10 protein-coding genes are annotated in these 11131 nt (G+C 72.6%); 6 read left to right on the plus strand and 4 right to left on the minus strand.

The features are described from left to right. Both N2041_RS12005 and N2041_RS12010 read right to left on the minus strand, forming a co-directional pair. The gene (locus N2041_RS12005) at positions 1–1401 is read right to left on the minus strand and encodes an FAD-binding oxidoreductase (RefSeq protein ID WP_297678828.1); all 1401 of its coding nucleotides are present in this window, start codon (positions 1399–1401) and stop codon (positions 1–3) included. A 28-nt stretch (positions 1402–1429) separates the two neighbouring features. Next, on the minus strand, positions 1430–1687 hold the full coding sequence (locus tag N2041_RS12010; protein WP_297678829.1) for a zinc ribbon domain-containing protein: 258 nt from the start codon (positions 1685–1687) through the stop codon (positions 1430–1432). A gap of 61 nt (positions 1688–1748) precedes the next feature. Between N2041_RS12010 and N2041_RS12015 the strand changes: the two genes are divergently transcribed. Beyond that, the gene (locus tag N2041_RS12015) at positions 1749–2486 is read left to right on the plus strand and encodes a hypothetical protein (RefSeq protein WP_297678830.1); all 738 of its coding nucleotides are present in this window, start codon (positions 1749–1751) and stop codon (positions 2484–2486) included. A gap of 9 nt (positions 2487–2495) precedes the next feature. Here N2041_RS12015 and N2041_RS12020 read toward each other — a convergent pair whose 3' ends face one another. Further along, complete coding sequence (locus N2041_RS12020) at positions 2496–3137, minus strand: carboxymuconolactone decarboxylase family protein (RefSeq protein WP_297678831.1); 642 nt, start codon at positions 3135–3137, stop codon at positions 2496–2498. A gap of 133 nt (positions 3138–3270) precedes the next feature. Here N2041_RS12020 and N2041_RS12025 point away from each other — a divergent pair, with 133 nt between their 5' ends. From N2041_RS12025 to N2041_RS12040, 4 genes are all read left to right on the plus strand, one after another. After that, positions 3271–4293 carry an ATP-binding cassette domain-containing protein gene (locus N2041_RS12025; protein WP_297678832.1) on the plus strand — a complete coding sequence of 341 codons (1023 nt, stop codon included), beginning with the start codon at positions 3271–3273 and terminating at the stop codon, positions 4291–4293. Continuing rightward, positions 4290–5054 (plus strand): ABC transporter permease, encoded by a 765-nt coding sequence (locus N2041_RS12030; RefSeq protein ID WP_297678833.1) that lies wholly within the window; start codon positions 4290–4292, stop codon positions 5052–5054. Before N2041_RS12025 ends, N2041_RS12030 begins: the two co-directional genes overlap by 4 nt. Positions 5055–5187: 133 nt before the next feature. Further along, the gene (locus N2041_RS12035) at positions 5188–5604 is read left to right on the plus strand and encodes a Zn-ribbon domain-containing OB-fold protein (protein ID WP_297678834.1); all 417 of its coding nucleotides are present in this window, start codon (positions 5188–5190) and stop codon (positions 5602–5604) included. A gap of 2 nt (positions 5605–5606) precedes the next feature. Beyond that, positions 5607–6815: a hypothetical protein gene (locus N2041_RS12040; protein ID WP_270057129.1), complete on the plus strand. Its 1209-nt coding sequence runs from the start codon at positions 5607–5609 to the stop codon at positions 6813–6815. A 78-nt stretch (positions 6816–6893) separates the two neighbouring features. On the opposite strand, the gene N2041_RS12045 is transcribed toward N2041_RS12040, so the two are convergent. After that, positions 6894–9131, minus strand: a complete 2238-nt coding sequence (locus N2041_RS12045; protein WP_297678835.1) for a CoA transferase — start codon at positions 9129–9131, stop codon at positions 6894–6896. Positions 9132–9220: 89 nt separating this feature from the next. Between N2041_RS12045 and N2041_RS12050 the strand changes: the two genes are divergently transcribed. Beyond that, positions 9221–10792 carry an acyl-CoA carboxylase subunit beta gene (locus tag N2041_RS12050; RefSeq protein WP_297678836.1) on the plus strand — a complete coding sequence of 524 codons (1572 nt, stop codon included), beginning with the start codon at positions 9221–9223 and terminating at the stop codon, positions 10790–10792. The last annotated feature ends 339 nt before the right edge of the window (positions 10793–11131 follow it).

Below are 11131 nucleotides of genomic sequence, written 5' to 3' on the forward strand. Positions count from 1 at the left end.
TCAGCCGTCCTCCCTTCGCCGGGCTGGCGGCGTCAGCCCCTCGAGGTCGAAGATGACGCCGGGGTTGAGGATGCCCGCCGGGTCGAGCGCCCGCTTGATCGCCCGCATGGCCTGAATATCGGCCGGGCCCCGGGTGAGGTTGAGCCAGCGTTTCTTCGCGACGCCGATGCCGTGCTCGGCGCTGATGGAGCCGCCGAGCGAGGCGACGAGCCGGAGGACGGCGTCGTCGGGCGTTTCGTCGTCCGGGGCGGCGCCGAGGATGTTGACGTGCAGATTGCCGTCGCCGGCGTGCCCGAAGAGGATCGGCCGGGTGCCGGGCGCGGCCTCGGCGAGGCGTGCGCGGACGAGCGCTTCGAACCCGGCGAGGCGGGAAGCGGGCAGGGTGACGTCGAGCTTGTGGGGGATGCCTTCGGCGGAGATCGCTTCGGTGTGGCGTTCGCGGTAGGCCCAGAGGCGGTCGCGGTCGGCGCGGGAGGTAGCGAAGAGGACGGAGGCCGGGTCGACGGAGGATTCGAGGGCTGCGGCAAGGGCAGGCGCGGGGTCATCAGCGCCGGCGCATTCGACGAGGAGGTAGCAGGCGTGGGGCCGGGGGAAGGGCGCCGCGAGGCGGGCGTGGCGGAGGACGAGGTCGAGGCCTTCGGGGAAGAAGACCTCGGCGGCTTCGAGGCCGGGCGCGCGGCGCCGGACCGCGCCGAGCACCTCGAGCGCGGCGGCGAGCGAGGGGAGGCCGAGGAGGGCGACGGCCCGCGCCGGCCGGGCGGGGATGAGCCGGAGCCGGACGCGGGTGACGACGGCGAGGGTGCCTTCGCTGCCGGCGAGGAGGCCGGGCAGGTCGTAGCCCGTGTTGTCTTTGAGGAGGCCGGGCAGGCGGGCGAGGACGGCGCCGTCGGCGAGGACGGCTTCGATGCCGATGACCTGGTGGCGCATCGGGCCGTAGCGGATGACGCGGACGCCGCCCGCGTTGGTGGCGACCATGCCGCCGATGGTGGCCGAGGCGCGCGAGGCGAGGTCGACGCCGACGTCCCAGCCGTGCGGGCGGACGAACTCCTGCAGCGCCTGGAGCGTCACCCCGGCGCCGGCGGTGACTTCGCCCGCGATGGGGTCGAAGTCTTCGATGCGGTCGAGCCGGCGGAGGCTGAGGACGGCTTCGCCGGCGCGGGGGATGCTGCCGCCGACGAGCCCGGTGTTGCCGCCCTGGGGCACGAGCGGGACGCCGAACTCGCGGCAGGCGGCGACGACCGCCGCGACGCCCGCGGTATCGGGCGGGCGAGCCACGAAGACCGCCTTTCCGGAGAAACGGCGGGTCCAGTCGGTTTCGTAGGAGGAGCGCAGGTCCGGGTCGTCGAAGAGGTGGCCGGGACCGCAGGCGGCGAGCAGGCGGCTGCGCAGTTCGGGGTGCACGCGCGGAGTCTACCGCGCGGGGGGCGGGTCAGTGGGAGTGCGGGCGGGTGCCGGGGCCGTGGCTGTGGCCGTGGTGGGACCAGCGGGAGCCGCCGGCGGGCGGCGCCGGGGTGCCGAGGGACTCGCGCGCGGCGCCGCGGGTGAAGGTCATCATCGGCGGGGTGAAGAGGCGCTTCGCCGGGACGCTGCACATGGGGCAGTCGGCCGGGATGTCGGAATCCTTGATGCTGCGGGAGACTTCGAATTCGAGGCCGCAGCGGTCACAGCGGTAGTCGTAGAGGGGCATACGGGGCCTCCGGAATCTTGGTGCAGTTTACCGCATCTGCAAATCCTTGCAGAATTTCGGCATGGACGGTGACACGATGAACAGCGTCATGGAAAGCGGGGCTGGCGTCGAGGCCGGGCGGCCGACGCTGGCGGTGCTGGTGCACGAGGGGTTCCCTTCGGACCTCCTCATCGACGTCGAAGAGCTGTGCCGGTCGTTTTCGGGGTTCCTCGGGGCGCCGGTAGCGCTGGCGGTGACGGGCGGCCGACCGCTGGAGGCGACGCTCGACGAGCTGAGCGGGCCGGGCAGCGGCTGGGAGGTCCGGTTCGTGGCGCCGCCGACCTCGAAGGCGGCGAGCATGAGCTCGGCGCCGTTCGTCTACCGGGAGGACGGCCGGCCGGACTGGGGTGCGATGTGGCAGGGCTTCTGCGAACTCGCGCTCTACGGCGGGCCGCCGCACCGGGGCGAGGCGGACGCGCTGCACGCGGTGGAGGCCCCGGCAGAGGTGCCGGCGAACCCGGAGTTCGACGCCATCGCAGAGATCCGGCGGGGGATTTACGAGACGACGGGCCTGTTTTCGGAGCCGGCGAGCGAGCCGGGCTGGCTGGCGGTGACCTGCCATTCGAAGAAGATGGCGGCGTGGATGGCGGCTTCGATCATCCTCGAAAACGTGGATGCGCGGTGCGAGGAGGAGCGGCTGCTGGTGCCGGCGCACCCCTCGTTCCGGCTCAAGAACGAGGTGAAGAGCGTCATCACGGTGGTCGCGAAGTGCAACCACTACTGGCAGGCGCACATCGCCGCGGGCGGCGGGGCGGAGTAGGTTCGCCGGCTACTGGCGCTGGATCTGGCCCATGACGTCGACGGCAGCGCCGCCCTGGCCGGGGGCCGGCACTTCGATGATGCGCTCGTCGACGTCGTCGTATTCGAGACGGAGCGCGCGGCAGATCATGGCGTGCATGCGGTAGGTGCCGACGGCGTAGACGAGCTCGAGGATCGCTTCGTCGGAGAGGACCTCGCGGAGGGCGCCGAAGGTGGCATCGTGGACGCGGCCGTCCTGGAGGACGAGCTCATCGGTCGCAGCGAGGATGGCGCGGTCGGCGGCATCGAAGACGTCGGCGGCCGGCCAGGCCGGGATGGCGGCGAGCTTCGCTTCCGGGATGCCGGCGGCGCGGGCGGCTTTGCAGTGCTGGGAGAAGACGAACTGGCTCTGGCCGAGGTAGCCGGTGCGGACGAGGGCGAGCTCGCGCTGGTAGGGGGTGAGCGCGCGGCGGCGGCTGTTGAGCAGCGCGAAGCCGTCCTGCGCGTGGACGAGGACATCGGGGACGAGCGCAAAGACGGTCCACCAGTTGCCGGGGGTGCCGGTGGCCGTGCCGGGCTCGGCAACGGGGTCGCGGTCGCCGAAGAGGCGCTGGTAGGCGGCGAGGGCTTCGGGGGAAGCCTCGGCGCGGGGAACCTGGCGGAGGCGGGGCATCGGGACGACCTCGGGCGGGACTTCCGGGGGACCGGGGCGCGGGGATTGTAGCGGACGGCGGGATGCTGACACCTGCGTGTCAGCACGCCTACCGGCGGCAGACGCATCCCTTTGGCCGGGAGGTCTACGATCGGTGCGGCGCCATTCTCACCGGGCGCTGGAGGAGCATGTGCTGGCGATCGAAGCGACGGGACTCACGAAGCACTTCGGACCCACCATCCGGGCGGTCGACGGCATCGACCTGCGGGTCGAGGAGGGGCAGATTTTCGGGTTCCTCGGGCAGAACGGGTCGGGCAAGACGACGACCGTGCGGATGCTGGCGACGCTGACGCGGCCGACGGCGGGGACGGCGCGGGTGGCAGGGGTCGATGTGCTGGCGAACCCGGCGGAGGTGCGCCGGCGCGTCGGGGTGGCGCTGCAGGAAGTGGGGCTCGACGAGCTGCAGACGGGACGGGAGCTGCTGGAGCTGCAGGGGCGGCTCTTCGGCCAGTCGGCGAGGGAGGCGCGGGAGCGGGCCGCGCACCTGCTCGAGGTCGTCGGGCTCGCGGACGTCGCCGACCGGCCGATCCGGGGGTACTCGGGCGGGACGAAGCGGCGGCTGGATCTCGCGTGCGCGCTGGTGCACGGCCCGCGCGTGGTGTTCCTCGATGAGCCGACGACGGGACTCGACCCGGTGTCGCGCGATGCCGTCTGGCGGTACATCGAGGAGCTGAACCGGGGGCAGGGCGTGACGGTCTTCCTCACGACGCAGTACCTCGAGGAGGCGGACCGGCTGGCGGACACCGTCGCGATCATGGACCAGGGAAAGATCGTGGCGCAGGGGCCGCCCGGCGAGCTGAAGGCGAGCATCGGGACCGACAGCATCATGCTCACGTTCGAGGCGGAGGAGGCGGCGGCCCGCGCGGCGGCGGTGCTCGGGCAGTTCGAGGGCGTGCAGCGCGTGCTCACGTCCGGGCAGGAGGTGGCGGTCTACCTCCACGACGGCGCTTCGGCGGTGGCGGCGATCGTGCGGCTGCTCGACGAAGCGGGCGCGCCGACGCAGACCCTGGTGCTCAAGCAGCCGACGCTCGACGACGTCTTCCTGCAGGTCACGGGGCATCACCTCGATGTCGAAGATGCGCGGCCGGCCGCGCCATCGTCCGGGAGGAACGCATGAACGGGATCACGGCGACATGGCTGCTCACGGTCCGGGCCTTCCGGGAGTCGCTGAAGCAGCCGGCGAACGAGCTGCCGAACGCCTTCATTCCGCTGTTCTTTTATGTCGTGACAGTCGGCGCGATCGGGTCGGTCGCGCAGAACGCCTTCGGGGTCGCGGACTACAAAGGGTTCCAGCTCCCGGTGGCCGTGCTGCAGGGCGCGGCGGGCGTCGCGAGCGGCGCCGGGCTGGCGATGACGCTAGACATCCAGTCGGGATACTTCGAGAAGCTGGCGCTGACCTCGACGCCGCGGCTGGCGATCGTGCTCGGGCGGATGCTGGCGGACGCCATCAAGGCGGTCATCCTCGCGGGGGCGATCATCGTGCTCGCGCTGCTGTACGGGTCGGAATTCAAGACGGGCATCCCCGGGATGGCGGTGCTGATGGCGGCGACGTTCGGGTTCGCGCTGGCGTACTCGGGGATCGGGGTAGCGATCGCGCTGAAGACCGGGAGCCCGCAGGCAGCGCAGGCGGGCTTCATCGTCTTCTTCCCGCTGCTGTTCCTCGCGCCGACGTTCGCGCCGATCGAGGTGTTCGCGGCGTGGCTGGAGGCGGTGGCGCGGGTGAACCCCGTCACGTACATCCTGCTGGGGATGCGGTCGCTGGTGACCGAGGGGTGGGACGCGGCGGCGCTGGCGAAGGGCGGCGTGGCGGTGCTCGCCATCGGGGCGGTGACGCTCACGCTCACGCTGCTGGCGCTGCGGTCGCGGGTGCGGCAGTAGGACCCGGGGGCTTCGCTGGCTGGCCGTCCGGATAGTTGACCGGTGCGGGGGCGGTCCGTAGGTTCGGGGCACCATGCCGGGGCCGCCCCGCGGCGGACCATGCCCGGCGACGAAGGAGAGGTTCGCGCGCGCCATGGCCTATACGAAGCCGATACCCGAGCCCGACCCCGTGAACCGCGTGTTCTGGGAGGGGGCGAAGGCGGGGAAGCTGATGCTGCCCCGCTGCACGACCTGCAACCGGGTGCACTGGTACCCGCGGCTGCTCTGCCCGTTCTGCCATTCGCGGGAGCTGGAGTGGGTGGAAGGGAGCGGCGAGGGCCGCATCCACACGTTCGCGGTCCAGCACCGGGCGTTCGGCGGCTGGGCCGAGGAGGTGCCGTTCGTGACGGCGTACATCGACCTGAAGGAAGGTGACCGGATGTTCACGGTGCTGCGAGGCGTCGACCCGACGAAACCGGAGAGCATCCGGATCGGCGCGAAGGTTCGCGTGGAGTTCGAGCAGGCCAGCGACGAGGTGAGCATCCCGTTCTGGCGCGTGGTGGAGGAGTAGCGATGCCCGGCGAACTTTCCCGCGCGGCGGCGATCATCGGGGCCGCGGAGGCGAACGAGATCGGCTACCCGGCGACCCCGAAGACGGCGCTCCAGCTCCACATCGAAGCGATCAAGAACGTCAGCGAGCAAACGGGCATCCCGATTTCGCGCATCGACGGCGTGTTCAGCGCGGGCTGGTCCTCCCAGCTGGCGGAGCACCTCGGGCTGCACCCGAAGTACATCGACACGACGTCGGTGGGCGGGTGCTCGTTCGAGATGCACGTCCACCACGCGCTGGCGGCGATCCACGCCGGGATCATCGAAGTGGCGCTCATCAGCCACGGCGAGAACGGCTGGTCGGCGCGGGCGACCGGGGGCCGGGGGACGGGACGGCCGCGGGGCGCGCCGGACCCGTGGGACCCGGGCCAGCAGTTCCAGCAGATTTACGGGGTCTCGGGCGCCCCGTCGAACTACGCGCACGCGATGACGCGGCACAACCACCGGTTCGGTTCGACGCCGGAGGACTTCGCGCACATCGCGGTGGTGACGCGGCAGTGGGCGATGCTGAACCCGCGGGCGATCATGTTCTCGAAGGAGACGAACCCGGGCGGCGGGCCGATCACGGTGGAGGACGTGCAGAACTCGCGGGTGGTGGCGTGGCCGCTCACGCTGCTGCACTGCTGCCTCGTGACCGACTACGGCGGGGCGGTGCTGGTGGCGAGCCCGGAAGTTGCCCGGAGCGTGAAGACGAAGCCGGTGTGGATCGCCGGCGCGGGCGAGAGCATGGGCCATGCGAACATGCTCGAGATGGAGGACTTCACGGCGACCTCGGCGGCGGCCTCGGCGGCGGCGGCCTACCGGATGGCGGGGATGGGGCCGGAGGACATGGAGATGGCGATGATCTACGACTCGTTCACGATCACCGCCGGGATCACGGCCGAGATGCTCGGCCTCGCGCCGCGGGGCGAAGGCTTCCTGCTCTGGAAGGACGGCCGGGCGGCGCCGGGCGGCAAGTTCCCCATCAACACGAACGGCGGCGGACTGTCGTTCAACCATTCGGGCATGTACGGGATGCAGCTGCTGGTCGAGGCGTACCGGCAGCTCTCGCGGACGGCCGAGGACGGCGTGACGGGGCTGCCCGGGAAGCAGGTGGATGCCCGCTCCTGCATCGTGAACGGGACGGGCGGGAGCCTGTCGACCACGGGGACGCTCATCCTCGTCGCGGACTGAGCCCGGCAATCCGAGTTTCGTTTCCATCGACCGGCCCGTCCCCCTCGCGGGGGCGGGCCGGTCGGTTTCGGTGCGGCGTCAGGCGCGGGCGCGGAGGGCCGGGCGGCTGCCGGTGACGCCGGCCGCTTCGAGGTCGCGGATGGCCGCGGCGTCGAGGCCGAGGCTAGCGAGCACCCCGGCGGTGTGCTCGCCGAGCCGGGGCGCCGGCCCCTGGGCAGCAAGGTACTGGCCGCCGCTGCGGATGGCGAGGGCGGGATAGAGGTGGAAACCGACCGGCTCGCGCTCTTCGCCGACCCAGAAGCCCGGGCCGTCGAGCGGCGCGAAGGTGAGGAGGTCGGCTTCGGTGTGCACCGGCGCGGCCGGGACGCCGCGGGCGAGGAGGAGCTCGGCGGTTTCCGCCGCGGGGCGGGCAGCCGTCCAGCCCGCGAGCGCGGCATCGATGGCGTCGCAGCGCGCTTCGCGGGCGGCGGCGTCGGCGAGGGCGGGGTCGGCGAGCGGGCCGCCGACGAGGTCCGCGAGGGCGGCCCATTGCGCCGGGGTCTCGACCTCGATGGCGACCCAGCTGTCGTCGCCGGCGGCGGGGTAGACGCCGGAGGGGGTGTGCCCGGGGCGGCGGTTGCCGCGGCGGCGGGGGAGTTCGCCGGTGCGCTGGAACTCGATGAGCGCTTCGGAGACGAGGGGCAGGAAGCCTTCGAGCTGGGCGCATTCGAGCAGGCGGCCGCGGCCGTCGTGCTCGCGGGCACGGAGGGCGGAGAGGACGGCAAGGGAGCCGATGAGGCCGGAGACCGGGTCGCCGCAGGCGTTCGCGAGCATGGTGGGCGGGCCCCCTTCGTAGCCGACGAGGCTGGAGAGCCCGGACATGCCTTCGATGGTGTTGCCGAAGCCGACGTAGCCGGCTTCGGGGCCGGTGGAGCCGAAGGCGGGCTGCCGGAGCATGACGAGGCGGGGGTTGCGCGCAGCGAGCACCTCCCAGCCGAGGCCGAGCCGTTCGAGGACGCCGGCGGCGAAGTTCTCGATGACGACGTCGGCGGAGCTGATGAGTTCGAGGGCAAGGTCACGGCCCGTCGGGTGAGCGAGGTCGAGCGTGATCCCGCGCTTGCCGCGGTTGACGGCGTTGAAGACGTGGGAGCGTTCGTGGAGTTCGAGCCCGGGGTCGTCGCCGGGCGGGCGGGAGCCGCGCCACCAGTCGAAGTGGGTGTGGCTTTCGATTTTGATGACGTCGGCGCCGAGGGCGGCGAGGACGTGGCCGACGAGCGGGCCGGCCCAGCCCATGGAGAGGTCGACGACGCGGAGCGCGCCGGGCCGCCACGGGCCGGCTGCGGCCCCGGCGGATTCCGGCGCGGGGCCGGCTTCGGCGACGACCCGGGCCGGCGGGCCGGGCACGCGGTAGCGCCGGCCCGAGGGCGTTTCGGCGGTGCGCCACGCCTCCCGGGCGGCCAGCTGGGGGGATGCGAGCACCTCGTCAACGGTCGGCAGGGCGGCGGCGCAGACGCGGTGCTGCTGGAGGAGGTGGTAGAGCTCCCAGCGGGTATGGCGGGCGAGCCACGGGAGCAGGTACGCGTCGAGGTCGCGGATGTTCGCGGCGCGGTCGGCGGGGGAGGCGAAGCGGGGGTCGTCGACGAGTTCGGGGTGGCCGCAGAGCTGCGCGAGGGTGACCCACATGCCGTGGAGCGCGGCGTGGATGCCGATGAAGCCATCGGCGCAGGGCAGGGTGACGATGGTCGGCTGGGTCGGAGCGTACCGTTCGGCGACGCGTCCGCGGAGGCGGCCGAAATACTGGAACGCGACCGCGTCGTAGATGGTCGTAGCGGCGAGGGCGGCCGCGACGGGCACGTCGAGGAGGCCGGGCCCGCGGCTGGCGAAGGCTACGGTTGCAAGCGCGGCCCAGAGGCCGGCGACGAAGAGGTCCTGCGCGCCGGGAGGCGCGAGCGGTTCGCGGGCCGGGTCGCCGACCTGGTGCATCCAGCCGCCCGCGGCGTAGCGGGTGAGCGAGGTGGAGGGCGCGCGCTCCCACGGGGTATCGAGCCCGAAGGGGGTGATCCAGGCGACGAGGTGGCCGCGGGCGAGGGCTTCGAGCCGGGCGCGGGCGGCGTCCGTCACGGGCGCGTCGGTGATGAGGAGGTCGCCGGGCCGGGGGTCGAGCCGGGGGTCGGGGTCGACGGCGGCGCCCGGAGCGAGGAACGCGCCAAGGCCTTCCGGGTCGAGGGCCGTGACGTGGCGGACCTCCGCGCCGAACTGGCCGAGGAGCCACGCCGCATACGCGGCGGCGGGGGTGTGGGAGACGGCGCAGACGCGCAGGCCGGCGAGCAGCTCCATGGCGCGCGGATGATAGCGCAGCCGCCGGTGCGCCGTGCGGGGGGCGTAGAATCCGGCGCCAGAGGCAGACGCAGGCAGGGGGTGCTTCGATGACGCAGTCGAACGAGACGTGGCTGCCGGAGGTGGAGGAGATCCGGCGGCGGGAGCAGCTGGCCTACGGCATGGGCGGGCCGGAGAACATCGAACGGCAGCACGCGGGCGGCAAGCTCACGGTGCGGGAGCGGATCGCGAAGCTCGTCGACCCGGGCAGCTTCGCGGAGGTCGGCACGCTCGCGGGCAAAGCGGAGTACGACGAGGACGGGAACCTCGTGAGCTTCCGGCCGGCGAACTTCGTGGCCGGCATGGCGCGGATCGGCGGGCGGCGGGTGGTCGTCGGCGGCGACGACTTCACCGTGCGGGGCGGCGCGGCGGACGCCGCCATCGCGGGGAAGCAGGTGTACGCCGAACGGATGGCGCGGGAGCTGAAGGTGCCGATCGTCCGGCTGGTCGACGGCACCGGCGGGGGCGGGAGCGTGCGCACGCAGGGGACACAGGGGCACACCTACATCCCGGCGAACCCGGGCTGGGACACGGTCATCGCGAACCTCTCGGAGGTGCCGGTGGTCGCGGCCGCGCTCGGGAGCGTGGCGGGGCTCGGCGCCGCGCGGGTGGTCACCTCGCACTTCAGCGTCATGGTGAAGGGCACGTCGCAGGTGTTCGTCGCCGGGCCGCCCGTGGTGGAGGCGGGGATGGGCGAGGCGGTGACGAAGGAAGAGCTCGGCGGCTGGGAGATTCACTGGCGGAACGGCGTGGTGGACAACCTCGCGGAGAGCGAGGAGGAGGCGTTCGACCAAATCCGGCGGTTCCTTTCGTACCTGCCGCAGAACGCGTGGGAGCAGCCGGCGCGTGCGGAGCCGACCGACGACCCGCAGCGGCGGGATGAGTGGCTGATCGGGGCCATCCCAAAGAACCGGCGGCGGCCGTACCGGGTGCGGCAGATCATCGGGAGCGTGTTCGACCGGGAGTCGTTCTTCGAAATCGGCGCGGGCTGGGGCCAGAGCGTGGTGACCGGCTTCGCGCGGCTCGACGGCTACCCGGTGGGCGTGGTGGCGAACGACCCGTATCACTACGGCGGCGGGCTGACGGCGCAGGGAAGCGAGAAGCTGGCCCGATTCGTCGACCTCTGCGACACGTTCCACCTGCCCTGCGTGAATCTGGTGGACCAGCCGGGTTTCGTCATCGGGACGTGGGGGGAGAAGGCGGCGACCATCCGGAAGGGGGCGCTCGCGCTGGCGGCGGTCTTCCAGGCGAAGGTGCCGTGGGTGACGGTCATCTTGCGGCGGGTGTACGGGGTCGCGGGGGCGGGCCACGCGAACACCGCGGGGCTGAACCTGCGGTACGCGTGGCCGAGCGCGGACTGGGGTTCGCTGCCGCTGGAGGGCGGGATCGAGGCGGCGTACAAACGGGACCTCGCGGCGGCCGAGGACCCGGACGCGCTGCGGGCGGAGCTGATGGCGAAGCTCGGCGCGGTGCGGTCGCCGCTGCGGACGGCGCACGCCTTCGGGGTGGAGCATCTCATCGACCCGCGGGACACGCGGCCGATCCTGTGCGACTGGGTGGAGCAGGCGTACGCGGTTGAGCGGCATCAGCTGGGGCCGCGGCTGCGGGGTCACCGGCCGTGAGGCGCGGCGGCGCATTGCGGGAATTTTCGGCCCGGGCGGGCGCGCGGGGGATGGTTCGCGCCATGGGGATGTAAGGAAATCCCGGGTGCCGGAATCTTGACACTCCGGGTAGAGTTACGGAGTGCCCCCGCGCGCCGGGAACACGGCAACGGCGAGCGGACGTCTTCGAGAAGCAGGAGGTGTGCACATGCGAGCGACGAGCGCGATGAGTCATCCTGCGCGCCGGAACCTGCTGCTGGTGCTGGCCGTGCTGGCGGGGTTGCACAAGGAGCTGGTGCTCAGCGCGTTCGACCCGCAGGCGGCGCAGGCGCAGGGCTACCGCACGGGCCTGCTCGACGC

Origin of the sequence: Tepidiforma sp., from assembly GCF_026419595.1 — a bacterium.
Classification (GTDB): domain Bacteria; phylum Chloroflexota; class Dehalococcoidia; order Tepidiformales; family Tepidiformaceae; genus Tepidiforma.